General features: G+C 58.6%; 27 protein-coding genes, 1 tRNA gene and 1 riboswitch. Of the genes, 21 read left to right on the forward strand and 7 right to left on the reverse strand.

Annotated elements, in window-relative coordinates; all coding sequences use genetic code 11:
- The first annotated feature begins 17 nt into the window (after positions 1-17).
- On the forward strand, positions 18-1,469 hold the full coding sequence (scfB, locus tag WMO44_RS01850) for a thioether cross-link-forming SCIFF peptide maturase (RefSeq protein WP_044960665.1): 1,452 nt from the start codon (positions 18-20) through the stop codon (positions 1,467-1,469).
- A complete protein-coding gene (locus WMO44_RS01855) occupies positions 1,466-2,884 on the forward strand; it encodes an aminotransferase class I/II-fold pyridoxal phosphate-dependent enzyme (RefSeq protein ID WP_349151540.1) in 1,419 nt (472 codons plus the stop codon). Before scfB ends, WMO44_RS01855 begins: the two co-directional genes overlap by 4 nt.
- 61 nt (positions 2,885-2,945) lie before the next feature.
- Here the strand turns inward: WMO44_RS01855 and WMO44_RS01860 are convergent, their stop codons facing one another.
- The 4 genes from WMO44_RS01860 to WMO44_RS01875 form a co-directional block, all read right to left on the reverse strand.
- On the reverse strand, positions 2,946-3,623 hold the full coding sequence (locus WMO44_RS01860; RefSeq protein ID WP_349151541.1) for a thiaminase II/PqqC family protein: 678 nt from the start codon (positions 3,621-3,623) through the stop codon (positions 2,946-2,948).
- Positions 3,616-4,416 carry a bifunctional hydroxymethylpyrimidine kinase/phosphomethylpyrimidine kinase gene (gene thiD / locus WMO44_RS01865; protein WP_112091058.1) on the reverse strand — a complete coding sequence of 267 codons (801 nt, stop codon included), beginning with the start codon at positions 4,414-4,416 and terminating at the stop codon, positions 3,616-3,618. The genes WMO44_RS01860 and thiD overlap by 8 nt, the downstream gene beginning before the upstream one ends.
- A gap of 55 nt (positions 4,417-4,471) precedes the next feature.
- Positions 4,472-4,579, reverse strand: a riboswitch (TPP riboswitch).
- Between the two features lie 59 nt (positions 4,580-4,638).
- Complete coding sequence (locus WMO44_RS01870) at positions 4,639-5,535, reverse strand: NAD(P)-dependent oxidoreductase (protein WP_349151542.1); 897 nt, start codon at positions 5,533-5,535, stop codon at positions 4,639-4,641.
- A gap of 18 nt (positions 5,536-5,553) precedes the next feature.
- Complete coding sequence (locus WMO44_RS01875; RefSeq protein ID WP_349151543.1) at positions 5,554-6,354, reverse strand: aspartate dehydrogenase domain-containing protein; 801 nt, start codon at positions 6,352-6,354, stop codon at positions 5,554-5,556.
- 616 nt (positions 6,355-6,970) lie between these two features.
- On the opposite strand from WMO44_RS01875, the gene WMO44_RS01880 reads away from it, so the two are divergent.
- From WMO44_RS01880 to WMO44_RS01890, 3 genes are all read left to right on the forward strand, one after another.
- Positions 6,971-8,485, forward strand: coding sequence for an IMP dehydrogenase (locus tag WMO44_RS01880; protein WP_118657735.1), 1,515 nt, complete (start codon positions 6,971-6,973; stop codon positions 8,483-8,485).
- 222 nt (positions 8,486-8,707) lie between these two features.
- Positions 8,708-10,225, forward strand: coding sequence for a nicotinate phosphoribosyltransferase (locus WMO44_RS01885; protein WP_349151544.1), 1,518 nt, complete (start codon positions 8,708-8,710; stop codon positions 10,223-10,225).
- A 194-nt stretch (positions 10,226-10,419) separates the two neighbouring features.
- Positions 10,420-10,503 (forward strand) — tRNA-Leu (locus tag WMO44_RS01890).
- 51 nt (positions 10,504-10,554) lie between these two features.
- On the opposite strand, the gene WMO44_RS01895 is transcribed toward WMO44_RS01890, so the two are convergent.
- The gene (locus WMO44_RS01895; RefSeq protein WP_055184716.1) at positions 10,555-10,779 is read right to left on the reverse strand and encodes a helix-turn-helix domain-containing protein; all 225 of its coding nucleotides are present in this window, start codon (positions 10,777-10,779) and stop codon (positions 10,555-10,557) included.
- 138 nt (positions 10,780-10,917) lie between these two features.
- Here WMO44_RS01895 and WMO44_RS01900 point away from each other — a divergent pair, with 138 nt between their 5' ends.
- The 14 genes from WMO44_RS01900 to WMO44_RS01965 all read left to right on the forward strand — a co-directional run bounded on the left by WMO44_RS01900 (position 10,918) and on the right by WMO44_RS01965 (position 22,759).
- Positions 10,918-11,205, forward strand: coding sequence for a hypothetical protein (locus WMO44_RS01900; protein WP_349151545.1), 288 nt, complete (start codon positions 10,918-10,920; stop codon positions 11,203-11,205).
- A gap of 161 nt (positions 11,206-11,366) precedes the next feature.
- Positions 11,367-11,567 (forward strand): 50S ribosomal protein L31, encoded by a 201-nt coding sequence (gene rpmE, locus WMO44_RS01905; RefSeq protein WP_005926533.1) that lies wholly within the window; start codon positions 11,367-11,369, stop codon positions 11,565-11,567.
- 196 nt (positions 11,568-11,763) lie between these two features.
- Complete coding sequence (locus WMO44_RS01910) at positions 11,764-12,732, forward strand: ABC transporter ATP-binding protein (protein ID WP_349151546.1); 969 nt, start codon at positions 11,764-11,766, stop codon at positions 12,730-12,732.
- A gap of 1 nt (position 12,733) precedes the next feature.
- Positions 12,734-13,606, forward strand: a complete 873-nt coding sequence (locus tag WMO44_RS01915; protein WP_349151547.1) for an ABC transporter permease — start codon at positions 12,734-12,736, stop codon at positions 13,604-13,606.
- Positions 13,607-13,621: 15 nt separating this feature from the next.
- On the forward strand, positions 13,622-15,055 hold the full coding sequence (locus WMO44_RS01920) for a DUF7088 domain-containing protein (protein ID WP_349151548.1): 1,434 nt from the start codon (positions 13,622-13,624) through the stop codon (positions 15,053-15,055).
- A gap of 10 nt (positions 15,056-15,065) precedes the next feature.
- Positions 15,066-16,043: a DUF4340 domain-containing protein gene (locus tag WMO44_RS01925; RefSeq protein WP_349151549.1), complete on the forward strand. Its 978-nt coding sequence runs from the start codon at positions 15,066-15,068 to the stop codon at positions 16,041-16,043.
- Between the two features lie 250 nt (positions 16,044-16,293).
- The gene (potA, locus tag WMO44_RS01930) at positions 16,294-17,340 is read left to right on the forward strand and encodes a spermidine/putrescine ABC transporter ATP-binding protein (protein ID WP_044960643.1); all 1,047 of its coding nucleotides are present in this window, start codon (positions 16,294-16,296) and stop codon (positions 17,338-17,340) included.
- A 6-nt stretch (positions 17,341-17,346) separates the two neighbouring features.
- Positions 17,347-18,162, forward strand: a complete 816-nt coding sequence (locus tag WMO44_RS01935) for an ABC transporter permease (RefSeq protein ID WP_005926516.1) — start codon at positions 17,347-17,349, stop codon at positions 18,160-18,162.
- Positions 18,162-19,007: an ABC transporter permease gene (locus WMO44_RS01940; RefSeq protein WP_349151550.1), complete on the forward strand. Its 846-nt coding sequence runs from the start codon at positions 18,162-18,164 to the stop codon at positions 19,005-19,007. The genes WMO44_RS01935 and WMO44_RS01940 overlap by 1 nt, the downstream gene beginning before the upstream one ends.
- Positions 19,007-20,239 (forward strand): ABC transporter substrate-binding protein, encoded by a 1,233-nt coding sequence (locus WMO44_RS01945; protein ID WP_349151551.1) that lies wholly within the window; start codon positions 19,007-19,009, stop codon positions 20,237-20,239. Before WMO44_RS01940 ends, WMO44_RS01945 begins: the two co-directional genes overlap by 1 nt.
- 66 nt (positions 20,240-20,305) lie before the next feature.
- On the forward strand, positions 20,306-21,043 hold the full coding sequence (locus WMO44_RS01950; RefSeq protein ID WP_349151552.1) for an acyl-[acyl-carrier-protein] thioesterase: 738 nt from the start codon (positions 20,306-20,308) through the stop codon (positions 21,041-21,043).
- A gap of 21 nt (positions 21,044-21,064) precedes the next feature.
- Positions 21,065-21,634, forward strand: a complete 570-nt coding sequence (locus tag WMO44_RS01955) for a chromate transporter (protein WP_249248598.1) — start codon at positions 21,065-21,067, stop codon at positions 21,632-21,634.
- Positions 21,631-22,203, forward strand: a complete 573-nt coding sequence (locus WMO44_RS01960) for a chromate transporter (protein WP_349151553.1) — start codon at positions 21,631-21,633, stop codon at positions 22,201-22,203. Before WMO44_RS01955 ends, WMO44_RS01960 begins: the two co-directional genes overlap by 4 nt.
- 22 nt (positions 22,204-22,225) lie before the next feature.
- The gene (locus WMO44_RS01965; RefSeq protein WP_349151554.1) at positions 22,226-22,759 is read left to right on the forward strand and encodes an LOG family protein; all 534 of its coding nucleotides are present in this window, start codon (positions 22,226-22,228) and stop codon (positions 22,757-22,759) included.
- 258 nt (positions 22,760-23,017) lie between these two features.
- Here WMO44_RS01965 and WMO44_RS01970 read toward each other — a convergent pair whose 3' ends face one another.
- Entirely contained in the window at positions 23,018-23,284 is a 267-nt protein-coding gene (locus WMO44_RS01970; protein WP_097780110.1) for a hypothetical protein, read from the reverse strand.
- A 365-nt stretch (positions 23,285-23,649) separates the two neighbouring features.
- On the opposite strand from WMO44_RS01970, the gene WMO44_RS01975 reads away from it, so the two are divergent.
- Complete coding sequence (locus WMO44_RS01975) at positions 23,650-23,814, forward strand: hypothetical protein (RefSeq protein WP_349151555.1); 165 nt, start codon at positions 23,650-23,652, stop codon at positions 23,812-23,814.
- A gap of 179 nt (positions 23,815-23,993) precedes the next feature.
- Positions 23,994-24,614 (forward strand): ZIP family metal transporter, encoded by a 621-nt coding sequence (locus WMO44_RS01980; RefSeq protein WP_005926489.1) that lies wholly within the window; start codon positions 23,994-23,996, stop codon positions 24,612-24,614.
- A 65-nt stretch (positions 24,615-24,679) separates the two neighbouring features.
- On the opposite strand, the gene WMO44_RS01985 is transcribed toward WMO44_RS01980, so the two are convergent.
- Entirely contained in the window at positions 24,680-26,041 is a 1,362-nt protein-coding gene (locus WMO44_RS01985) for an MATE family efflux transporter (RefSeq protein WP_249248573.1), read from the reverse strand.
- Positions 26,042-26,087: the final 46 nt, after the last annotated feature.

Consider the following 26,087-nt stretch of genomic DNA (forward strand, 5'->3'; position numbering starts at 1 on the left):
CTGGAATGGAGTGTAAAATGGTACATCAGTATCAATTGAACGGTTATAACATCGTGCTGGACACCTGCAGCGGCTCGGTGCACGTTGTGGACGAGGTGGCCTACGATGTCATCGCCATGTACCCGGAGCATACCGCAGACGAGATCGTTGCCGCCATGCTGGCAAAGTACGGCAGTCGCCCGGATGTGACCGAGGAGGATCTGCGCCAGTGCATCGACGATGTGACCAGCTTGAAAGAAAACGGCAAGCTGTGGAGCCCGGATGTCTATAAGGACATGGCCTTCGACTTCAAGAACCGCAACACTGTGGTAAAGGCGCTGTGCCTGCACGTTGCCCATAGCTGCAACCTGAGCTGCTCTTACTGCTTTGCTTCGCAGGGGCGCTACCACGGCGACCGCGCCCTGATGAGCTTTGAGGTGGGCAAGCGCGCCATGGACTTCCTCATCGAGAACAGCGGCACCCGCCGCAATCTGGAAGTGGACTTCTTTGGCGGCGAGCCGCTGATGAACTTTGACATGGTCAAAAAGCTGGTGGCCTACTGCCGCGAGCAGGAGAAGATCCATAACAAGAACTTCCGCTTTACCATGACCACCAACGGTGTGCTGATCGATGATGATGTCATCGACTTCTGCAACAAGGAGTGCCACAATGTGGTGTTGAGTCTGGATGGCCGCAAGGAGGTCAACGACCGCTTCCGCGTGGACTGCGCAGGCAACGGCAGCTACGACCGCATCGTGCCCAAGTTTCAGGAGTTCGTCAAGAAGCGCGGCGACAAAAACTACTACATGCGCGGAACCTATACCCACTTTAACACCGACTTTACCAACGATATCTTCCACATGGCAGACCTCGGCTTTACCGAGCTGAGCATGGAGCCGGTGGTCTGCGATCCCAGCGACCCCAGCGCCCTGACTGAGGCCGACCTGCCCATCCTGAAGGAGCAGTACGAGATCCTTGCCAAGGAGATGATCAAGCGCGACCGCGAGGGTAGAGGCTTTACCTTCTACCACTACATGATCGACCTGACCGGCGGCCCCTGCATCTATAAGCGCATCTCCGGCTGCGGCTCCGGCACCGAGTACATGGCGGTTACCCCCTGGGGCGATCTGTACCCCTGCCACCAGTTCGTGGGCGACCCCAAGTACCTGCTGGGCGATATCTGGAAGGGTGTCACCAACACCGCCGTGCGGGATGAGTTCAAGCACTGCAACGCCTACGCCCGCAAGGAGTGTCAGGACTGCTGGGCAAAGCTGTACTGCTCCGGCGGCTGCGCTGCCAACTCCTACCATGCCACCGGCAGCATTACCGGCGTGTATGAGTACGGCTGCGAGTTGTTCAAAAAGCGCATGGAGTGCGCCATCATGATCAAGGTAGCCGAGAATCAGGAACTGGCAGCCAAGGGCATTGAGGTGCCCATTGAGCTGGGCTCTACTTGCAACGCCTGCGCTGACGGCGAAGCCTGCGAATGAGCATGACCACCCCCATCGTGGATTTTGTGCGCAGCTATGCACAGTCCGGCACCGCCCGGCTGCACATGCCCGGCCACAAGGGACAGAGCCTTTTAGGCTTTGAGCCGCTGGATATCACCGAGATCTGCGGTGCGGACGAGCTTTACGCGCCGGAGGGCATTATTGCCGAAAGCGAAGCCAACGCCACCCGGCTGTTTGGCACGGCGCACAGCTATTACAGCACCGAGGGCTCGTCCCAGTGCATCCGCGCCATGCTGTTTCTGGCGCTGCAAGGCGCACCGCAAAACGGCAAGCGCCCGGTGCTGCTGGCTGCCCGCAACGCCCACAAGGCGCTGCTGTACGCGGCGGCGCTGCTGGATTTTGACATCTGCTGGCTTTGGCCGTCTGCGCAGGCAGAGGGCGCACTGTGCAGCTGCCCCGTCACGGCCGAAGCGCTGACCGGGGCTTTGCACGCGCTGGCGCAGCAGGGGATAAGCCCCTTTGGCGTGTACGTCACCAGCCCGGATTATCTGGGCGGTGTGCAGGATATCCCGGCGCTGGCCGCTGTCTGCCGGGCGCAGGGCGTGCCCCTGCTGGTGGATAACGCCCACGGGGCCTACCTGCGCTTTCTGCCGCAAAACTGCCACCCCATCGCGCAGGGCGCGGCCATGTGCTGCGACTCTGCCCACAAGACCTTGCCGGTGGTCACCGGCGGCGCGTATCTGCATCTGGCGCACGATGCCCCTGTGCAGGACGAAGCCGCCGTGCGGGGTGCGCTGGCACTGTTTGGCTCTACCAGTCCTTCTTACCTCATTTTGCAATCGCTGGACGTGTGCAACGCGGTGCTGGCAGGGGAATACCCCCAGCGGCTGGCACAGTGCTGCGCCACGCTGGAAAGTCTGCGCCGCAGCCTGAATAAGGCCGCAGCGGCGCGGCAGTGCCCGGTGCCGCTGGCAGTTGCCGGGGCACAGCAGGAGCCGATGAAGCTTACACTGGACGCCGCCGCCCTTGGCTGCACTGGCACAGCGCTGGCAGAAGCCCTGCGCCGCGCACAGCTGGAGTGCGAGTATGCCGACCCCCGTTATGTGGTGCTGATGTTCACCCCGGAAAACCCGCCGCAGGACTTTGAACGCCTGCAAACCGCGCTGGAGCAGCTTTTAGCTGCCGTGCCCGCCGGACTGCCCTGCCCCGAGAATCGGGCAGGGGAGTTTGCCGCTTTGCAGCAGCAGGCGGTGCAGTGCTGCACCATCCGGCAGGCGGTGCTGGGCGCACAGGTGCGCATCCCGGTGCACAAGGCACTGGGACGGGTGTGTGCTATGCCTACGGTGTCCTGCCCGCCCGCCATCCCTGTGGCGGTCAGCGGCGAGGAGATCACCCCGGCGGCCATCGCCCTGATGCGGCGCTACGGCATTGAGGAACTCTCGGTGCTGCGATAAAGATTTTATAAGAAGAGAACCCGGAAGGTCTGCGGACCTTCCGGGTTCTCTATATTTATTCTTAAATATCCGTCCGGGGTGTGGCGCACATCTCCCAGAAGTGCAGCTCGTGCTCCGAGCAGGCGTGGAAGATCGCGCGGCAGCGAGCGGCGCGCTCCGGCGAAAGGCCGGTGCAGGCTGCTTCAGCGCGTTCTGCCCATGCGCGGCAGGCGGCATCGTAGCCGGGGCCGGCGTAGTCCAGCACCAGTGCGCCGTAGTAGGTGTCCTTTACGGCGGGGGAGCGCTGCAAAAGCTTCTGGAACAGCCAGCCGTAGCTCAGCATACAGGGCAAGCAGGCCATCAGGCACTCGGCCTCGCCCTCACCGTTGCGGGCGGCATCGATCATGCAGTCCAGATAAGCGCGGTTCTCCGGCCGCAGGGGCAGGGACTGGATATCGGCTTCCCGCAGACCGTACTCTTCCAGATATCGCAGCCGGGTCAGGTCCTCGTTCTCCTGCACAAAGGACAGCAGGGAATAGTAGGTGCGCATGGCAGCCATGGTGGTGGCCTTGGTCATGCCCCATGCAAAAATTTTGGCGTACTCCCGCAGATACAGGCTGTCCTCTACGAGGTAGCTTTTAAAGCAGTCCTCGCTCAGGGTACCGTTTTCCATCTTTTGCAGAAACTCGGTCTGTAAGCACTGCTCCCACACAGGCAGGTCTGCCTGCACCAGCGCCGAAACAAAGGGCAGGTCAGTCACGGACAAAATCTCCCTTCAGGTTGAAGGTGTGGTCCATGGGCCCGGAGCCGTGCCCCAGATCCAGCATGGCAGACAGACAGCCGGAAATGTAGGCCTTGGCGCGCTCCACAGCAGTATCAAGGTCGTAGCCTTTAGCCAGATTGGAGGCAATGGCGCTGGACAGGGTGCAGCCGGTGCCGTGGGTGTTGGGGTTTGCAATGCGCTTGCCCTTGAACCACTTGCCGGTGCCGCCGCGCCACAGCAGGTCGTCGGCATCGTTGATCTGGTGACCGCCTTTGCACAGTACGGCGCAGCCGTAGCGCTCGCTGATGGTGCGGGCAGCAGCCTCCATGTCGGCGGCGTTGGCAATAGTCATGCCGGACAGGATCTCAGCCTCCGGGATGTTGGGGGTAAGCACCTCGGCCAGCGGCAGCAGCTTTTCGGTCAGCGCCTGCACAGCATCGTCCTGCAGCAGCTTTGCGCCGGAGGTGGCCACCATCACGGGGTCCACCACGATATGCTTTGCGCCGTAGAAATGCAGCCGCTCGGCAATGGTGTCGATGAGCGGGGCAGAGGATACCATGCCGATCTTCACCGCGTCCGGGTAGATATCGGTGAACACGGCGTCGAGCTGCTGTGCCAGAAACTGCGGTGTGGTGTCAAAAATGGCGGTCACACCAGTGGTGTTCTGTGCCGTCAGGGCGGTAATGGCGCTCATGGCAAACACGCCGTTGGCGGTCATGGTCTTGATATCGGCCTGAATTCCGGCGCCGCCGCTGGAATCACTGCCGGCAATGGTCAATGCAGTTTTCATGGATGAAATGCTCCTTTGCAGAAAAAATGCGGATATGCCCGCAAAGACATATCCGCAGATAAAAGCGCTATCTCCCTACGTTGGCATGATCCAAATCAGGTCACAGGTCAGGACAGTACAGCCCACTCTCAGCCCGCTTGCACGGGCTCCCTTTTTATAGTAGAAAGCATACCACAATCGGGGAAAAGATGCAAGAAAAACAGGCTGCGCAAAATGCACCGCTTACTCGCCCAGTGCGGTGCGGATGTTGTCCAGCACCTTTTTGCTCAGCAGCACAAAGGCCTGCTTGGTGCGGCCTGCGGACACATTGGCGCAGCGTACGTTTTCCCGGGCAAAAAAGTCCTCGGCAACGGGGCCTGCGGCGGCGCGGGTGTCGCAGAAGAAGCGGGTGCCGGGCAGGTCAAGCCACTTTTCCAGTGCAGCGGAGTCAAAGCCGGGGCCGATGGAGGTGTTGAATAGCACCTTGCCTGCGCCTAGCTGGGCAAACTCGTTTTCGCCCAGCAGCAGCACGTTCTTGTTCAGGCAGGTGAACACCACCTCGCTGTCCGCCAGCAACTGGGGCAGGGGCTTGAAGGTCATACCGGCAGCCTCGGCGTCCGGCTTTGCGCTGCGGGCAAAGTAGCTGATCTCTGCGCCCATAAATTGCAGCGCATCGGCGATCATCCGGCCGGAAACGCCCAGACCCACAATGCCCACCTTCAGACCGGTGATCTCTACCGGCTCGTCCCGCAGCATGGGCATTCCAAAGCCGTGCAGCAGGCCGGTCAGCTCGTGCAGAACATACTCCACAACGCCGCGGTCGCCGTAGTCCCGGATGCCCAGCACCTTGATGCCCCGGGTGCGTGCGTAGGCGATATCCACGTTGGCGCTCTCCTCAGAGTACAGGCTGCAGCACATGCCGATATAGCGGATGTTGGGGCACTGCGCAATGACTTCCTTGCCCATGCGGGAGGTGTAGCTCAGCAGTACGGCATCGGCGTCTCCGATGCGGCGCACCATCTCGGCGTCGCTGGCGGGTACGTCACGGTACAGCACCACCTCTTTGGCGTAGCGGTGCAGCTCTTCCTCGGCAGAGGGGATCAGACTGACAGGCTCAATGGCAACAAGCTTTTCAAACATGACGGACTCCTCCTTATATTAGTAGAAGCAGACGGGCGAGGACAGATTGCGCAGCAGAGAGACGGCGCTCCAGCCCGCAATGGCGCTGGTGGAAGAGCAGATATCCACCACGGCCTTCACGCCCTCGATCTCGGCGGTGATGCAGTGGTCGTCGCCCACCCAGCCGGGCACAGAGTGCATGGTCACGCCGGTGATCTCGGGGCCGGTAGTAGCCAGAGAGGTAGCCACCGCCACGTTCACCCGGCGGGGGAAGGTAGCAATAGCCTGCTTTGCGTTGCCGGTGAACACGGTGGTCTTTTCGGTGTCGGTCAGCAGGTGCTCTGCCCACACCGGGGTGTTGCGGAAGCCCTTTGCACCGGTATGGGTCTCGATGCCGGCAGTCTCCGGCAGGCCCTGCGCCTGTGCCATCAGGGTGACAGTCTGCAACACGTCAAAGCCGCCAATGGCACCGCTGGCCAGATGCACCTTGGAACCGCCCTCCACGGCAGCTGCCTTGACCTGTGCGTAGAAATCCAGATCCGCAAAGGCACCGATGGATAGAATGACCAGATTGACGCCCCGCTTCAGCACCGGGATGGCCATAGCACGCACCGACTCCACCGAAGCAGCCTCCACGATATACTCCGGCTCAAGTGCCAGCAGTGCGTCCACATCCTCACAGACGGTGCAGCCGACATTGGCGGCGGTCTTTTCGGCCGAGGCGCGGGTGCGGCTGGTCACGCCCACCAGCTCGTAGTCCGGCAGCAGACCCTTCTTCCACGCGTCAGCCACGATGTTGCCCAGAAAACCGCAGCCCACAATACCCAATTTTGTTTTCATACCGTATCCTAAACTCCTTTTTTCTGCCTGTGGCAGCATATTCATAACCAGTATACCATATCGGGTACAAAAAGGAAAATGATGTTTGCAGCAGCCCGGCGGGGCAGGACATAAAAAGTTAACAAAATAAATTACAAAAAAATTACAAAACCCTATTGCAAAATGGTTTCAAAAGAGTTACAATATGGTTACAGCAAGGGCAAAGCCCCAAGGCTGTGTGTGAAATCTTTTTCTTCTTGTTTTTGGGATACTGGGCGCGGATCCTCCTCCTCCGGCTGTTCTCCTTCACAGCTATGATCCATGCGCCGCACAGGCAGTGTCCCGCTTCGTGTGCAAAAGGGCTCGTCCGGTATTCTGGACGAGCTTTTTTGCATTCTGCAAGCCCTGCTTTGCCCGCAAAAGTGATACTTCAAAAATCAAAGTATGACCAATGCCCGAAAACGCTTGGCAATTTGTCTGTTTTTCCGCAAAGGACAATTATAAAGTTTGGCGCGGCAGGGGTTTGTATTCTTGCGGGCTTTGTGGTAAAGTATATACAATCAATTTATAGGCAGCAAACATGAATGATTTTGATGCTGATTTGTATCGGATGCGTTAAGAGAAAAGGAGTTTGATTATGGCTTATTTCTACGAAGAACCCTCCCGCACCTTTGGCGAGTACCTGCTGGTCCCCGGCTATTCCTCTGCGGAGAATGTGCCCACGGCGGTCAGCCTGAAGACCCCGCTGGTCAAGTACCGCAAGGGGCAGGAGGAGTGCCCGCTGCAGATGAATATCCCCATGATCAGCGCCATCATGCAGTCGGTCTCCGGCGATAAGCTGGCCATTGCACTGGCTCGTCAGGGCGGCGTTTCCTTTATCTATGGCTCTCAGAGCATCGAGAACGAGGCCGCCATGGTGCGCCGCGTCAAGAGCTTCAAGGCCGGTTATGTGGTGTCCGATTCCAATCTGGCTCCCACCGCCACCCTGCATGATGTGCTGGAGCTGAAGGCACGCACCGGCCACTCCACCATCGCCATCACTGCCGACGGCACTCCGGGCGGCAAGCTGCTGGGCATCGTGGCTTCCCGCGATTACCGCATCAACCACACCCCGGACGATGCCTGCGTTACCACTTTTATGACCCCCGTTGAAAAGCTGGTCACCGCTCCGGCCAACACCTCTCTGCACGACTGCAACAACATCATCTGGGACAACAAGATCAACACCCTGCCGCTGGTGGATGCCGAAGGCAATCTGGTGTATATGGTATTCCGCAAGGACTACGATTCCCACAAGGCAAACGTCAACGAGCTGCTGGATAAGAACAAGAGCTACGTTGTAGGCGCCGGCATCAACACCCGCGACTACGCCCAGCGCGTGCCCGCACTGGTAGAGGCCGGTGTGGATGTGCTGTGCATCGACTCCTCCGAGGGCTACTCCGAGTGGCAGAGCCGCACCATCGGCTGGATCCGCGAGCACTACGGCGACACCGTCAAGGTGGGTGCCGGCAACGTGGTGGATGCTGAGGGCTTCCGCTTCCTCGCTGAGGCTGGTGCAGACTTCGTGAAGATCGGCATCGGCGGCGGCTCCATCTGCATCACCCGTGAGACCAAGGGCATCGGCCGCGGTCAGGCTACCGCTGTCATCGAGGTTGCCAAGGCTCGTGACGAATACTACAAGGAGACCGGCATCTATGTGCCCATCTGCTCCGACGGCGGTATCGTCCACGACTACCACATCACCCTCGCTCTGGCTATGGGCGCAGACTTTGTCATGCTGGGCCGTTACTTTGCCCGCTTTGACGAGAGCCCCACGAACAAGGTGCGCATCAACGGCCAGTATATGAAGGAGTACTGGGGCGAAGGCTCCAACCGTGCCCGCAACTGGCAGCGCTACGATCTGGGCGGCTCCACCAAGCTGAGCTTTGAGGAGGGCGTGGACAGCTATGTGCCTTACGCCGGTCCTCTGGCGGACGGCGTGCAGACCACCCTGTACAAGGTGAAGAGCACCATGTGCAACTGCGGCGCTCTGTCCATCCCCGAGCTGCAGCAGAAGGCCAAGCTGACCGTTGTTTCCTCCACCTCCATCGTGGAGGGCGGCAGCCACGACGTTGTGCTGAAGAACGCCACCCCCAGCATCATGAACGGCTAAGCCTGTTCTGAGCAAACGATTCCTTTGAACACAGAGACCGCTGCACAGCGTTTGTGCAGCGGTTTCTTTTTGCACAAAAATACTTGCACAGGCAGGGAAATCGTGCTATCATGGTAGAAACGCTCTGTCTTGACAGGGCAGAGAATCCCCCTGCCGGGCAAGCGGCAGGCGGCGCAGTGGGGAAGACCCCCGCGCCGGGCATAAATAGAGAGGAAAACGTTCATGAACGAGATCAAGGTCGAGCCTTATATCCCTGACGAGGACTACGATAACCCCGCGATGGTGGTGGACTTTTACGAATTCACCATGGCGAACTGCCTGTTCCTGCATGGTTTTAAGGATACCACGCTGGTGTTTGATATGTTCTTCCGCAAGAACCCGGACAATCAGGGCTATTCCATCAGCGCAGGCCAGCGCAAGCTGACCCGTTTTTTGCTGGACTATCACTTCAATGAGCAGGATATCCACTGGCTGCGCACCAAGGGCATGAGCGAGGAGTTCTGCGAGTATCTGCGCACCTACAAGTGGAAGGGTGATATGTACGCCCTGCCCGAGGGCACGGTCTGCTACCCCCATGTGCAGATGGTGCGCATCGAGTGCGATCTGGTGGGCGCGATCCTCATCGAGACCTACCTGCTGCAGACCATGAACTTCCATAGCCTGATCGCCACCAAGGCAACCCGCGTTACCGGTCTGAATACCCACACCCCTCGCAGCGTCATGGAGTTCGGCACCCGCCGCGCACAGGGCGAGAGTGCCGGTAACGATGGCGCTTACGCAGCAGTGCTGGGCGGCTGCATCGGCACGGCCAACTGTCTGGCCGAGATGAAGTTCGGTGCAGAGGTCAAGGCCGTGGGCACCGTGGCACACAGCTTTATCGAGTTTTTCCCCACCGAATTCGATGCCTTCAAGGCCTTTGCCGATACCTACCCGGATTCGGTCAGCCTGCTGCTGGATACCTATAATATTATGGAAAGCGGTCTGCCCAACCTGATCAAGCTGGACGATTATCTCATTGAGAAATACCCCAACGATCCCAACCGCCGCGTCAAGAGCGCCCGCATCGACTCCGGCGACCTTGCCCGCGGCTCCAAGCGGCTGCGCAAGGCACTGGATGCCGCCGGTAAGCCCTACATCAAGCTGGTAGCCTCCAACGGTCTGGATGAGAAGAAAATCGCCAACATGGAACTGTACGAGCACGCACACTTCGACTCCTACGGCGTGGGTGAAAACCTCATCACCTCCGCCTCCGACCCCGTGTTCGGCGGCGTATACAAGTTGGTGGCAGTGAAGAAGCCGGACGGCAGCTACACCCCCAAGATGAAGTGCTCGGACTCCGCCAGCAAGGCTATCATCCCGGGCAAGAAGATGCCGTGGCGTCTGTACGATGAAAACGGTCAGGCACAGTGCGACCTGATTGCCATGGACGGTGAGGTCATCGAGGCTGGTAAGCCTGTCACCATGGTCAATCTGGACTCGGACGCCATCGAGCGCACCATCACCTTTACCCCCACCGCTGTGCGCCCGCTGTTGGTGCCGCATATTCTGGGCGGCGAGCTGGCCATTGACCTGCCCTCTATTGCAGAAAAGAAGGCCTATATTGCAAAGCAGCTCACCGAGGAGACTTGGGAAAGCGAGCTGCGTCTGGAGTGCCCCCACAAACACTACGTCAACATGACCCCCGCAGTGGCCGAGTGCCGCTCCCGGATGTACGCCGATCTGCACGGAGGCAAGGTGTAAGCGGCACCGAATAAGCGGTTTTTCTTGACAAAACAGGGAAACTATTGTATCATAAAAGCCGCTGATTTTAATAAAAATGTTAATACCACCAGATTGCGAATAGCAGTGTGGTTGTAATAATTTTTTCCTCACACCTGTTATTCCCGGCTCCCTCTCAAGCCAGAGGGCAGCAGGGCTTTGTAAGCCGGGGTTGCGCCGCTGTGGTGAAATTGGCAGACACGAGGGACTTAAAATCCCTTTCTGGAGACAGAGTACGGGTTCGACCCCCGTCGGCGGCATGTAAAAGCCCAGAATCATTCGTTGATCCGAATGATTCTGGGCTTTTTCTTTTATGCTTTGCGGGGAACGGGCGGGGCGCTGTTGTCCGTCAGGCCAAGGATATAATCGGTACTGGTATGGTAGAGGCAGGCAAGTTGGATCAGTACCTCGGTGGGGATATCCCGCTTGCCGGTCTCGTAATTGGAGTAGCAGACCTGTGTGCATTTCAGATACGCCGCAACATCCTTTTGCAGCAGATCACGATCCTCCCGCAGATCCCGGATACGTTGATACATGGTGTTTACCTCAAAGGCTTTATTTAAGGTAAAGTATAGGCATAACGAAATGTTATATTGACATATAAAACAAAATGTTATATCATAGAATCGCGCCGGGAACAGCCGTGAATCTCCGGCGCAAAAGGGGAGAACATCATGAAACTGGAATTCCGGCAGACGGTGACCTGCAACCATCTTACGCTTGCAAGGGTCTGCAAAACCATCGACTGGCAGCAGCCGCTGCCCCGGTGCGGAGAATATGTGACCGGGCTGGATACGCTGGACGGCGAGCAGGAACTGCCGGTGCGCAAGCTGCTGCACCGGGCACAGGACGGCAGCTGCCTTGCGGAGCTGCCGGGCTTTAACATCGCGCAGCTGCGGCTTTCTTACCGGGAACTGGAGCAGTTGGCAGCACAAAAGGGCTGGACGCTGCAAAAGCTGTAAAAAACTTAAATTTTCCTCTTGCATTCTGCCTGATTCGTGCTATAATAGTAAGGCAATCGTTTCCAAGGCCGCTCGACGGGGTAGCCGATATTGAAGGTTGTGATGGGCACATACATTAAATATGGCCCCAATACGTCAGAACCAGAATTGAGGTGAAAAGAATGAAACAGGGTATCCATCCGAACTACGTTGACTGCACCATTACCTGCGCTTGCGGTAATGTCATCAAAACTCGTTCCACCAAGCCCGAGATCCACGTCGAAGTTTGCTCCAAGTGCCATCCTTTCTACACTGGCAAGCAGAAGCTGGTTGACACCGGCGGACGTGTTGAGCGCTTCAACAAGCGTTTCGGCCGTAAGTAATTATAGGCTATCTCATGCCGCTTCCTTCGGGAGGCGGCATTTTTGCTTTTTGCGTGGGCAAATATTTCGTTTTCCCACACAGGATTGTCTTAATTTAAACACATTTTCCATCTAAACTATAGCAGTTCCAAACCGGAAAGCGCTGGCTCTACGCTGCTTTCCGTAAAACAGTTTCTGAAACAAAGGAGAGTTTGCTGTGATCGAAGTTTCTCACCTGAGCAAGTCCTACGGCAGCCGCCCTGCCGTGCAGGATCTCTCGTTTACGGTGCCGGACGGCCAGATCTACGGCCTGCTTGGCCCCAACGGCGCGGGCAAATCCACCATTATGAATATCCTTACCGGCTATCTTGCCCCCACCCAGGGCGAGGTGAAGGTGGCCGGGTTCCGTCTGCCGGAGCAGTCGCAGCAGGCTAAAGCCTGTGTGGGCTACCTGCCGGAGCAGCCGCCGCTCTACCCGGAAATGACCGTGCAGGAGTATCTGGACTTTGTGGCAGAGCTCAAGGGGGTCAAGCGTGCGCAGCGCAAGCAGCATGTGCTGGCCGCTGCCCGCCGCACCGGGTTGGAGGAAGTGCTGCCCCGGGTCATCCGCAGCCTGTCCAAGGGCTACCGTCAGCGGGTGGGCATCGCGCAGGCGCTGCTGGGCAGCCCGCAGCTCATCATTCTGGACGAGCCCACCGTAGGGCTGGACCCCGCGCAGGTCATCGAGATCCGCAACCTCATCCGGGAGCTGGGCAAGGCGCACACGGTCATTCTGTCCAGCCACATCCTCAGCGAGGTGCAGGCCGTGTGTCAGCAGGTGCTCATCCTGTCTAAAGGGCATCTGGTGGCTGTGGGCAGCCCGGAGGAGCTGGGCGAGACTCTGAATCCCGGCAGTCGTCTGCGCGCTACCGCGCAGGGCGAGCCCGACACCGTGCTGGCCGCTGTGCGCAATGTGCCGGGCATCTGCCGGGTAGAACTGGAAAGCGTCGCAGACGGTCAGGTCACCTTTACCGCCGAGAGCGAGGACGCCGCCGACCGCCGCGCCGCCGTGTCCCGGGCACTGACCGAGGCCGGCTGCACCGTGCTGGCACTTGCCGCCGAGAACCGCAGCCTTGAGGAGGTATTCCTTGCGCTGACCGAAAAAAAGCCGGAGCAGGAAGCCCCGGCAGAAGGGGAGGAGAATTGAGATGCTGGCCATCTTTAAACGAGAGCTCCGCAGCTGCTTTCACGGCATGATCGGCGCGGTGCTTACTGCCTTTATGCTGGCGGCTACAGCTATCTATTTTGTGGCGCTGAATCTGGGCTATGGTCTGCCGGATTTTGGCTACTACACGATGTACCGCACTATTTTTGTGCTGCTGCTCTACATTCCGGTGCTCACCATGCGTTCCTTTGCGGAGGAACGCCACAGCCGCACCGACCAGCTGCTGCTCACAAGCCCGGTGTCGGTGGGCGGCATCGTGCTGGGCAAATATTTTGCGCTTTGCGTCATTTTTGCGCTGCCCTGCCTTGTGGATGTGGGCATGATCCTTGTGCTGAAGGTGCTGGGCGCTACCGGCACCAGTACACTGGCCAATTTTTCCGCGCTGCTGTGCTATTACCTCATGGGCTGCGCCGCCATTGCTATCGGGGTGTTCCTTTCCAGCCTGACCGAAAACCAGATCATCGCCGCCGTGTCCGGTGTGGCGGCGCTGCTGCTGGCCTATATGATGCCCAGCCTGCGCACTATGTTCACCACCGGCAGCGCGGTGGCGCTGGCACTGTTCACCGCCATTGCCGCCGTGCTCAGCGTGGTGGCGGGGCTGCGCAGCAAAAGCTTTACGCTGGGCTGTCTTTCCTTTGCGGGGTGCTGCGTGGCGCTTACGGCGCTGTTTCTGCTCAAGAGCAGCTGGCTGACCGAGGCCTTCAGCGCGGTGCTCAGCGCCCTGTGCCTGTTTACCCCCTTTGAAGAATTTGTCAACAGCAGCTTTTCCATCCCCACACTGGTCTACTACCTGACCGTGGCAGCGGTGTTCCTGTTTTTCACCGCACAGGGGCTGGAAAAGCGCCGCTGGAACTGAGAGGAGGCCACAACGATGAAATGGAACAAGAACGCAGCCTCCCAAAAGGGCAGGGTGTTCCGCAGTGGGCTGCTGTCCACCGCCATGCTGGCGGCAGTGCTGGTGCTGGCGGTGCTGCTCAACCTGCTGGTGCGGGCCATCCCTGCAAAATATACCGAGTTCGACCTCTCCGAGGCCAAGATGTACACCCTGAGCGACAGCACCAAAACACTGGTGGAGGGGCTGGAAAAGGATGTGCACATCTATTACCTCTGCGAAACCGGCAGCGAGGATGCCATCATCACAAAGCTGCTGGATCACTACGCCGCCGAGAGCGGACACCTGAGCTGGGAACAGAAGGACCCCACCCGGTACCCCACCTTTGCCGCCAAGTACGGTGCGGAGAATGTTTCCTCCGGCAGTCTGATCGTTACCTGCGGGGAGAACAGCACTGTACTGGATGCCGCCGACCTGTACGAGTACGACTATACCGATTACTATACCACCGGCTCTGCCAGTGTGACCTTTGGCGGCGAAAAGCAGATCACCTCTGCCATTTATAAGCTTACCGCAGCCGGGCAGAGCCACGCCTACTATACCACCAACCACGGCGAACAGACCCTGACCGACTCTTTGATCGATGCACTGGACGCCCAGAATATCGACGCCCAGCCGCTGGATCTGCTTACAAGCACCATCCCGGAGGACTGCGACCTGCTCATCATCAACGCACCCACCACCGATTTTACTGCAGGGGACGGCCTTGTGGACGAGATCAGCCAGCTGCAAAATTATCTTGCGGCGGGCGGCAAGCTGCTTTTGACCAGCAGCGTCTACGCCCAGACCCCGCAGCTGGATGCCGTGCTGGCGCAGTTCGGCCTTGCCCGCGCAGAGGGCATGGTGGTGGAGGGTGACAGCGGCAAGGCGCTGTATAACTCTGCATGGTCGCTGCTGCCGGACTACGGCACGCCCACCGAGAGCACCGCGCTGAACGGCGTGAATACCGGCACTCATGTCATGCTGTCGGTGGCGCAGGGCATCACGGTCACTGAGACCGAGGATGTCACCGCCGAGCCGCTGCTGAACAGTTCCTCCTCTGCCTATGCCAAAGCCGACATCAACGACCTTACCACCATGGAGCGGGAGGACGGAGACGCAGACGGCCCCTTTGCGCTGGCCGTCTGGGCACGGAACGAAGATACCGGTGCCGAGGTCCTCTGGATCGGCTGTCCCAACATGGATAACGAGCAGCTTTATCAGTCCATGCCCGGCAATCTGACCTTTTTGCAGGGCTGCGCCGCCTCTCTGGTGGGGCAGGATATCCTTGTGGACACTAAGGCGCTGGAAGCCGAGCCCATCACGGTGGCAGGCTCCACTGCCGCAGCACTGGGGCTGACCTTTGTGTTCGTGCTCCCGGCGGCGGTGCTCATTGCCGGGGCAGTGGTGGTGCTGCTGCGCCGCCGCAGATAAGGAGACCGCCATGAAAACAAAACAGCGTGCCCTGCTGGCGCTGCTGGCAGCGGCAGTGCTGCTGGGCGCGGCACTGTGGGCGGTGATGCGCGGCAACGCCAAGGCCGAGCAGAACGCCAGTGCCGCCGCCGAGGGCAGTATCCCGCTTTCCAGCTTTGCCGCCGAGGACTTGGAGCAGATTGAGTACACCTATAACGGCGAGACCTACACCCTGCAGTATTCCGGTGACAGCTGGCAGCTGGCACAGGACCCCGCCTATCATCTGGACGAGAGCGCCTGCAACACCATGCGCACCGCCCTGATGGCACTGAATGCCAAGCGCAGCCTGACACCGCAGGCAGGGGAGGACTACGGGCTGGACAGCCCGCAGCTTACCGTTACGGTAACGGCGGCAGGGCAGAGCACCACTCTGACCTTCGGGGCAGAGAACCCGGTCACCGGGGATCTCTATGTGCAAAAAGCCGGGGACGATGCCATTTATACCGTCAGCGGCAACAAAGCCGCCTGCTTTCAGCTGGATAAGGCCGGGCTCTTCGGCAGCTTCTGCCCCACTGGGCTCACAGCCTCGACCATTACACAGGTAGCCTATACGCTGGCAGACGGCAGCTCCGTCACCCTGAACGCCGTCAGCGAGCCGACCGAAAGCGCCGACAGCGCTTCTTCCGCTGCCTACGAGACGGTGTGGCGGCTGGCCTCTGACCCCGCCGCCAGCCTTGCGCAGGATAAGGTGCAAAGCATGCTGTCTGCCTTGTGCACCTATGCCACCGCCCAGACCACGGACGCAGACCTTTCTGCCTGCGGTTTTGATGCACCGGTATTCACTGCCGCCGTTACCAGCGAGGACGGCTCCACCGTGCAGCTGGCCTACGCCTGCGGCACGGACGGGTGGTATTTGCAGGTGGAAGGGGAACCTTCGGTATACACGGTGGATACCAGCACTGTGCAGGCGCTTCTGCTGACGGAAAACGACCTGAAAACGCAGGAATAATTGCTTTTGTACGCTGCACCGAAACCAAGGTGCAGCGTATATTTTTTTGCAGCTTTTTATAAAGTTGCGGCAAACATCGGCAGAGTGATTGACAATCCGACTGTGATTGTTTATTATAAACCGTGACAGGGTATGTCCGCCGCGCAAGATCATGCTGCTGCGCGGGGCGGAGCATCCCTTATACGCAAAAAAGATGGGGCAGGTTCCCTGTCTTTTTTCGTATCTGAGAACAAGGAGGATAACATATAAAATGGACAACTCGGTGGTCGTTTCACTGCGGGATATCGTAGTGGAATTTGATGGACAGCGCATTCTGGATGGGCTGAATCTGGATATCCATGACAAGGAGTTCGTGACGCTGCTCGGTTCCTCCGGCTGCGGCAAAACCACCACCCTGCGCCTGATCGCAGGTTTTCTGGAGCCAAACGCCGGTAAGGTGCTGCTGAAAGGGAAGGACATTACCGGTGTGCCGCCCTACAAGCGCCCGGTGAATACCGTGTTCCAGAAATACGCGCTGTTCCCGCACCTGAACGTGTTCGAGAACGTGGCCTTTGGTCTGCGGCTCAAAAAGCTGGACGAGGACACCATCCGCCGCAAGGTACGCGATATGCTGGAGGTCGTGGGCTTAAAGGGCTTCGAGCGCCGCAGCATCAGCCAGATGTCCGGCGGTCAGCAGCAGCGCGTGGCCATTGCCCGCAGTCTGGTCAATGAGCCGGAGATTTTGCTGCTGGACGAGCCGCTGGGCGCACTGGACCTGAAGCTGCGCAAGGAGATGCAGCTGGAACTCAAGCGGTTGCAGCGCGAGATGAACATCACCTTTATCTATGTCACCCACGATCAGGAAGAAGCGCTTACCATGTCCGATACCGTCGTTGTCATGAACGGCGGCAAGGTACAGCAGATCGGCACCCCGGAGGATATCTACAACGAGCCGAAAAACGCCTTTGTGGCAGACTTTATCGGCGATTCCAACATTGTGGACGGCGTGATGCACAAGGACTTTCTGGTGTCCTTCTCCGGCGTGGATTTCCCCTGCGTGGACCGCGGCTTTGCCCGGGAGCAGAGTGTGCAGGTGGTGGTGCGCCCGGAGGATATCGAGGTGGTATCCCCGGTGGAAGGCCAGCTTGTGGGTGTGGTGAACGATGTCATCTTCAAGGGTGTGCACTTTGAGATGCACGTCGAATGCGAGGGCCGCGAGTGGCTGATCCACTCCACCCGCGCCTGCACCCCCGGCGAGACCATTGGTATGCGCATCGGCCCCAACGAGATCCATATCATGGCGCGGAGCGAGGGGTGATGTGCCATGAAGATCTATGATAAAAAGCTGGCCTATCCGTACTTTGTATGGATGGTGCTGTTTACCGTTGTGCCTCTGTTCATTGTGGTGTACTACGCCATGACGGACGCCGAGGGTAACTTTACCCTGAATAACCTTACCTCCATCAGCGGCTACGGCTCAGTGTTTGCCCGCAGCCTGCTGCTGGCGCTTATTGCAACCGTTATCTGTCTGGTCATCGCATTCCCGGTGGGATATTTTCTGTCCCGGTTGCGGGTGAACAAGCAGCACATCATGCTTATGCTGGTCATGCTGCCCATGTGGATGAACTTTTTGCTGCGTACCTACGCATGGATGGGTCTGCTCAGCGTCAACGGCCCGGTGAACACCCTGCTGGGCTTTATCGGCCTTGGCCCCTATACCATGCTCAACACCTCCGGCGCGGTGGTGCTGGGCATGGTGTATAACTATGTGCCCTACATGATCCTGCCGCTGTATACCAGCATGACCAAGATCGACCAAAGCCTTGTGGAAGCTGCGCAGGATCTTGGTGCCAACACCACCAAGACCCTTGTGCGGGTGCTTATCCCCATGAGCGTGCCGGGCATCAGCACCGGCATCACCATGGTGTTTGTGCCGGCAGTGTCTACCTTTGTCATCAGCCGTATGCTGGGCGGCGGCTCCAACCTGCTGATCGGCGACCTGATCGAGATGCAGTTTTTGGGTAACAGCTATAACCTGAACGTCGGCTCTGCCATGAGCTTGGTGCTGATGATCATCGTACTGCTGTGCATGAGCTTTACATCCAGCTTTGACGAGGATGAAATGGAGGGCGTATCCTGATGAAAACAAAACATCTGCGCCTGATGCAGCGGGTCTATATCATCCTGTTCTTCTGCTTCATGTATCTGCCCATTGCCTACATGATCGTGTTCAGCTTCAACCAGAGTAAGGGCTATTCGCTGTTCACCGGCTTTACCCTCAAGTGGTACCGCAGCCTGTTCACGAATGCGTCCATCCTCCATGCGCTGTGGGTGTCCGTTGAGGTGGCAGTGCTGTCCGCCATCATCGCCACGGTGCTGGGCACGGCAGCCAGCCTTGGCATCGCCTCCATGAGCCGCAAAAGCCGCCTGCTGGTGACCAACATCACCTATATCCCGGTGGTCAACCCGGAGATCATCACCGGCATTTCCCTGATGCTGCTGTTCGTGGCTTACCAGCGCTTTGCCGCGCAGTCCGCATGGCTGCCGGACAACATCATGGGTCTGCCCACGCTGCTTATTGCGCATATCGCGTTCAATGTGCCCTACGTTATCTTCAACGTAAGCCCCAAACTTAAACAGCTGGATATCAAACTGTACGAGGCAGCGCTGGATCTTGGCTGTGATCCCCGACAGGCTTTCTTCAAGGTCATCCTGCCGGAGATCAGTCCCGCTATCCTGTCGGCGTTCCTCATCTGCCTGACCTATTCCATCGATGATTTCATGATCTCCTACTTCAACTGCGGCACGGTAGAGACCCTGCCCATTGCCATCTATTCCATGACCCGCAAAAAGGTCAGCCCGGAGATCTACGCGCTGTCCACCATCATGTTTGTGGTCATCCTCAGCGTCATTCTGGTGTCCAATGCCATGGAGAGCCGCAGCTACCGCAAGGATCAGAAAACGCTGCGAGGGGAGGGTGCATAATGAAACGCATTGCTGCATTGCTGCTGACACTGGCTGTGGCGCTGTGCGCTGCACTGCCGGTGCTTGCCGCCGATACCATTGAGGTGACCGAGGACGTCTCGGTGTCGGACGATTACGACTGGACCCGCTTCAAGGGGCAGAACGTCACCCTGAACGTCTATAACTGGGGCGAGTACATCTCCAACGGCTCGGATGACAGCGTGGATGTTGTGGCCGCCTTTGAAAAGCTGACTGGCATCAAGGTGAACTACACCACCTTCGACTCCAACGAGTCCCTGTACGCCAAACTCAAGTCCGGCGCAGCCAACTACGATGTGATCATCCCCTCCGACTACATGGTGGCAAAGATGATCAATGAGGGGATGCTTGCACCCCTTGACTATGACAATATCCCCAATTTCCAGAAGATCGATGCAGGCTATCGCAACCCGGATTACGACCCGCAGAACGCTTACACCGTGCCCTATATGCTGTGCACCACCGGCATCATCTACAACACCACTATGGTAGACGAAGCCCCCACCTGCTGGGCAGACCTGTGGGATGAGCAGTATGCGGGCAACATCCTGATGTTCAACAACAGCCGCGATGCCTACGCTATCGCTGCATTTAAGAGCGGCCACAGCATCAACCCCGCCACCCCGGAGGAGGTAGACGAGGTGGTGGAGCAGCTCAAGGCACAGAAGCCGCTGGTGCAGGCCTACGTCATGGACGAGATCTTTGATAAGATGATCGGCGGCGAGGCTGCTATCGGCGTGTACTACTCCGGCGATGCCATCACCATGATCGATGATAACCCAGACTTGGCTTGGGTGTTCCCGGAGGAGGGCAGTGTGCTTTCGGTGGACTGCATGGCTGTGCCTGCCGCCAGCGAGCACAAAGAGGCCGCCGAGATGTTCATCAACTTCATGTGCGAGACCGACATCGGCAAGGCCAACAGCGAGTACATCGGCTACACCACCCCCATGCACGATGTATGGGAGGTACTGGACGAGGATCTGAAAACCAGCGAGATCGCCTATCCGTCTGAGGAGGACGCCGCCCGCGAGAAGGTGTTCACCGCCCTGAGCGATGAGGTGAACAGCGAACTGGACCTGAAGTGGAGCGAGATGAAGAGCTACGATGAAGGCGGCGGCAGCTACCTGTTTTTGCTGCTGCTGCTGGCTATGCTGGCACTTGCCTGCTTCAATATCTGGCGCAAGGTGCGCAGAAAGACCCGCAATCAGTATTGATTGGTCAACCAAGGCTGCCGTCCCGGACGTGGTGCGGCGGCCTTTTTCCGATAGGAGGGAAAGACTATGGAACAGTTTTATTATCAAGGCACCGCCGTGGTAGAAAATGCCGATGCAGACTGCCACAGCCTGCTCAAGGCCAGTGCGCTGCTGCGCTATGTGGAGCAGATCTCCACCATGCACGCCCGCCACTTTGGCATGGACGATAAGTTCTTTGAGGATCACGGCGTAGCGTTTCTGGTGGGCAAGCAGGCGCTGCGGTTCAGCCGCGTGCCCCGCCGTGGCGAGACTTTGACCCTTTGCTCCCGCTCAGAGAAGAGCATTCGCGGCTCTATCAAGCGCGTCACCACCCTTACGGACGAAGCCGGGCAGGAAGTAGCCATGGTGGACAGCCGCTGGATCATGTCCAGCCTTGAGAATGGGCACATCCTGCGCCGGCCGGACTGGACGGTAGAGGGATACTGGAACGAGACGGTGAAAGAGGAGCTACCCCTTTTGCTGCATAAGCGCCGGGACAGCCTGACCAGTGCCGGCCTGTTTACGGCGCGCTACTCCCAGTGCGACCTGCACTACCACATCAACAACGCTTTTTATCTGGATATCGTCTGCGATGCACTGCCGCTGGAGATCATGCGCGATCACGTTGTAAAGTTTGCCTCCATCAATTACCACCGTGAAGTCCCCATGGGGCAGCAGGTGGAGGTGTTCTACGCGCCTTCGGATGATGGCTGGTACTTTATTGCCAAGCGCGCGGACAAAACGGCTTTCGAGTGCTATCTGGAACTGGAGTCGGTCAAACAGTAAGTGCCCGGAGGAAAAATGCCTATGTCCAAGACCAAGGAACTTTTTTGCACCTTTTTCAAGATCGGTGCCTTTACCTTTGGCGGCGGCTACGCCATGGTGGCGCTGCTGGAGCACGAATTTGTAGAGGAAAAACGCTGGCTTACCCGGGAGGAGTTTCTGGATATGGTCGCCATTGCCGAGTCCACCCCCGGCCCTGTGGCGGTAAACAGCGCCACCTACATCGGCTATAAGCTGGCCGGGGTAGCCGGTGCGGCGGCCTCCACCCTTGCGGTGTGCCTGCCGTCCTTTGCAGTCATCTACCTTATTTCACTCTTCTTCGACCGCTTTTTGCAGCTGACGGTGGTAGCCAATGCCTTTAAAGGCATACAGGCCTGCGTCATCTACCTGATCCTATCCGCAGGGGTCAAGATGCTCAAAAATCTGCAGCGCACCCCCTTCAACACGGCAGTGGTGGCGGTGGTGCTGGCGGCCATGGTGGGCTGCTCTGTGCTGGCGGTAAAGTTTTCCTCCATCTGCTGCATCCTGTTTTGCGGCGCAGCCGGGGTGCTGACCTACGCGGTAGGGCAGGGGAAGAAAGGCGGCACAAAATGATCTTGCTGGAGCTGTTCTGGAACTTCCTTGTCATCGGCGCGGTGTCCTTTGGCGGCGGCTACGGCATGATCTCGCTGGTGCGGGAAACGGTGCTGGGGCACGGCTGGCTGACCGAGAGCGAATTTCTCAGCTTTATCGCGGTGTCAGAGTCCACCCCCGGCCCGCTGGCGGTGAACATGGCTACCTTTATCGGCGCTTCGCAGGCGGGACTGGCAGGTTCCTTTGCGGCAACGGTGGGGGTGGTGCTGCCCTCCTTTGTCATCATTCTGCTCATCGCGGCGGCGCTGCACAGCCTGATGAAGTATGCCGGGGTCAACGCCTTTCTGGCCGGGGTGCGCCCCTGCGTGGTGGCTATGATCTTGGCTACCGCCTGCACCATGGGGCTTTCCACGCTGGGGGGCTTTACCACCCTTGCCGGCGGCTTTGCCCCGAATGTGCGTGCGCTGGCGGTGTTTGCCCTTTTAAGCATTTTGCATTTTGCCTATAAAAAGAAAACGCAGAAAGCACCGTCCCCCATTGGGATGATCCTGCTTTCTGCGGTGCTGGGCGCAGTGCTGTGGAGCATCTGACCCGGCAAGAAAGGATACTGCAATGAACATTACCGTGTATCTGGGCGCAAGCCTTGGCAACGACCCTGCACTGCCGCAGGCCGTGCAGCAGCTGGGGCGCTGGATCGGCGAAAGCGGCAACGCGCTGGTGTACGGCGGCAGCAAAAGCGGCCTGATGGGCATTTTAGCCGACAGTGTGCTGGCCGCAGGCGGCAGGGTGACCGGCGTAGAGCCCAAGTGCTTTCTGGACGCAGAGCTGCAGCACGAGGGTCTGACCGAATTGATCGTGACCGAGGATATGCCCGCCCGCAAAACCAAAATGATTGAGCTGGGCGATGCTTTTATCGCGTTTCCCGGCGGCACCGGCACGCTGGAGGAGATCACCGAGGTCATCAGCAAGCTGTCGCTGGGGCAGCTGAACGCGCCCTGTATCCTCTACGATCTGAACGGCTACTACCAGCCCCTGCACCAGCTTTTGCAGCAGATGATCGCCATGGGGCTTTCCACCTCGGCGCGGCAGCGGAATATCACCTTTGCTGCCGACCTTGCCCAGATCCGCGCGATTCTTGAAAAATGATACTGGGAAGCTTGCTTCTCAAACGTAAGGAGACTGCTGTACATGGCTTTGTGCGGCGGTCTTTTTTCATAAAAATAGAATACCGGGGCGTCCGCAGACGACCCGGTATCCCGAAAAAGAAAAAATCATTCCGCTGGTTATGCCCATAGCGCACGCGGAGGGCATTTAAAATCTTTCTGCGCAACCAAAAAGGCCGCTGCACAAAACAATGTGCAGCGGCCTTTTGCTATCCTGTTATGTACGCTGTGCGCGTTAAACTTAGGCGGCAGTGGTGGAAGCAGCCTCAGAAGAAGCAGCCTCGCTGACAGCGGCCTCAGAGGAAGCAGCCTCGGAAGATGCAGCCTCAGAGGAAGCGGCCTCGCTGGAAGCAGCCTCAGAAGAAGCAGCCTCGGAAACAGCGGTGGTGCTTGCGGAAGCAGCCTCAGAGGTAGAGGAAGCAGAAGCGGTAGAAGTACCACCGCAAGCGGTCATGCCAGCAGCCAGAGCCAGAGCAACAACAGCGATGCAAATATTCTTGAGTTTCATATCGATGATCTCCTTAGTCTTCTTGTAAATGTTTAGCAGCGGGCTTTCGGTAACACCTCACTGCGATGCTATATTCTAGTCCATTTTTGAAAAAAATCAAGAGGATTTTGGTCGAAAGTTATAATCCGTGTAAAGAATCTGCATAGTTGTCATAAACTTTCGTCAAATGTCAAAGACTTTTTGGCAAAAATAAAACCCAGAATAGAGCCTGTACCGCCGGGTGGGAAGCACAATAATAGAAATAATTGAAAAAATGCTAATAAAATCCTTTTTATTGGACTGTAAATGTAGATAATAGAGGCACAGCAGGGGACGGACATCCCCCGGAAGGCTGAACGACAAGAATATTTGTGGAGGATAATACAATGAAAGACTTTGATTTTGGCTACTTTGGCACCGGTGACGAGGGCTATGCCCAGTACATGACCGCATTCGAGCGCAATTTCAGCACGGACAGCACCGACAGCTTTGCGTCCAATGACGCAGACTGCGATGCAGACAGCTGCGACAGCACTGAGGGCGATTTCTGAGTCCGCACCCTTTTGCCCGTTTGCGCATACAAAGGGCAAAGGGGGAATGCGGCTTGAACCGGATCGTTTTCACACTTGGGATCTGGCTGTTCCCGGCGGCGTGTACCGCGCTGGGCGCAGCAGGGGTGTTTTTACTGCGCAGGCAGGCAAGACCGGCTACCCGGCGCATTTTGTGCGGCATGGCGGCGGGCATCATGCTGGCGGCCAGCGTGTGGAGCCTGCTGCTGCCGGCCATTGCCCGGTCTCAGGGCAGGGCAGCATGGGTGCCCCCGGCGCTGGGACTTATTTTAGGCGCTGTGGGGCTTTTGCGGCTGGAGGATGCCGCCGGACAGCTGCTGGCGGGCGGTCCCGGGCATTGCGGGCGCATGGTGCTGGCGGTCACCCTGCACAACCTGCCGGAGGGCATGGTGGTGGGGCTGGCTGCGGCGCTGGCGCTGCATGGGGACGCGGATGCCGTAAGCGGAGCGCTGGCACTGAGTTTGGGCATCGGCTTGCAGAATATCCCGGAGGGTGCGGCGGTCAGTCTGCCACTGACCCAGAGCGGGCGTACCCGGGGGCAGTCCTTTGCCGCCGGGGCGGCCTCCGGGCTGGTGGAGCCCTTGGGCGCGGTGCTGGCCTTTGTGCTGGCCGAGTGGGTAGGCGCAGCGCTGCCGTGGCTCATGAGCGCGGCGGCGGGCTGTATGGTGTGTGTGACCGCACAGGAGATGATCCCTGAGGCGGTGGAACCGGATGAAGTGGCCGGTGTCATCAGCATCGTGCTGGGCTTTGCCCTGATGATGGCACTGGATGTGGCCCTATGATATAGTAAAAGCAATGCCGGACAGACCTTTTGGCCTACCCGGCATTGCTTTTATGCAAAAAGGATTTATATCGTCTGCGGCTGCTTCTGGCGCAGCTTACGCCGCACCACCAGCAGGCAGGTCAGGTGCACCAGCGCAGTCAGCGCCCAGCTGATGGGGTAGCTGATGTACAGCATAAAGGGGGTGCGGTTTAGCTGGAAAATGGTGGCAATCCACACCAGCCGCAGCGCACACACGCCGATAAGGCTTACCACCATGGGCAATATGCTGTAGCCCAGCCCGCGCAGGCTGCTGGCCAGCACGTCCATAATGCCGCATAGCAGGTAAAAGCCGCAGATCAGGCGCAGCCGCTCGGCACCGGTGGCAATGACCGCTGCGTCCGAGGAGTAGAAGCGCAGCAGCTGATGTCCTGCCAGCGCTGCGCCGCCGCCCAGCACAAGGCCGGTGACCACCGCACACAGCAGGCAGTTGCGGATCACCCGGTCAAGGTTGTGGTACTTGCGCGCGCCGATGTTCTGGCTGGTAAAGGTGACAGCGGCCTGCGCAAAAGCATTCATGGCGGTGTACACAAAGCCCTCCAGATTGGAGGAGGCAGAGTTGCCCGCCACCACCATGGAACCAAAGGAGTTGATGGAGGACTGGATGACCACATTGGAAAGGCTGAACACCGTGCTCTGCAGCCCGGCAGGCAGGCCGATGAGCAAAATCTGCTTCAGCGTTCCGGCGTGGAAGGCCAGCCGCCGCAGATCCAGCCGCAGTGCGCCCTCCTCCCGGACGAGCATCCCGGTCACCAGCAGCGCAGATACGGTCTGGCTGATGATGGTGGCCAGTGCCACGCCCGCCACGCTCATGGAAAAGCCGATGACAAAGACCAGATTCAGCACCACGTTAATGGCACCGGCAGCCGCCAGACAGTACAGCGGGCGTTTGGTGTCGCCCACGGCCCGCAGCAGCGCACTGCTGAAGTTGTACAGCATGGTCATGGGCATGCCGATAAAATAGATCTTCAGGTACAGGGTGGAAAGGCCGATCACGTCCTCCGGGCAGCTCATCAGCTCCAGCAGGCCGCGCGCAGCGCAAAAGCCCACCACCGCCAGCAGCACGCCGCTGACTAAGCCCAGCGCTACGGCGGTGTGCACCGTATCCTGCACGCCTTTTTCGTCCCGGGCACCAAAGCACCGGGCTGCCACCACGTTGGCACCCAGCGAAAGCCCGACGAACAGGTTGACCAGCAGGTTGATCAGCGCGCCGTTAGAGCCAACGGCAGCCAGCGCCGTGCTGCCCGCAAAGCGCCCCACCACCACAACGTCGGCGGCGTTGAACAGCAATTGCAGAATGCTGGATGCCGCCAGCGGCACGGAAAACAAGATGATCTTTTGCAGCATGGGCCCGCTGGTCAGGTCTGCGGAACGGCTGGTCGTTGCCATAAATTATCTACCTCCTATAATAAGCCTTGTGCGAACATAGCAATTG

The sequence above is a fragment of the Faecalibacterium tardum genome, from assembly GCF_040096515.1.
GTDB classification, from domain to species: domain Bacteria; phylum Bacillota; class Clostridia; order Oscillospirales; family Ruminococcaceae; genus Faecalibacterium; species Faecalibacterium tardum.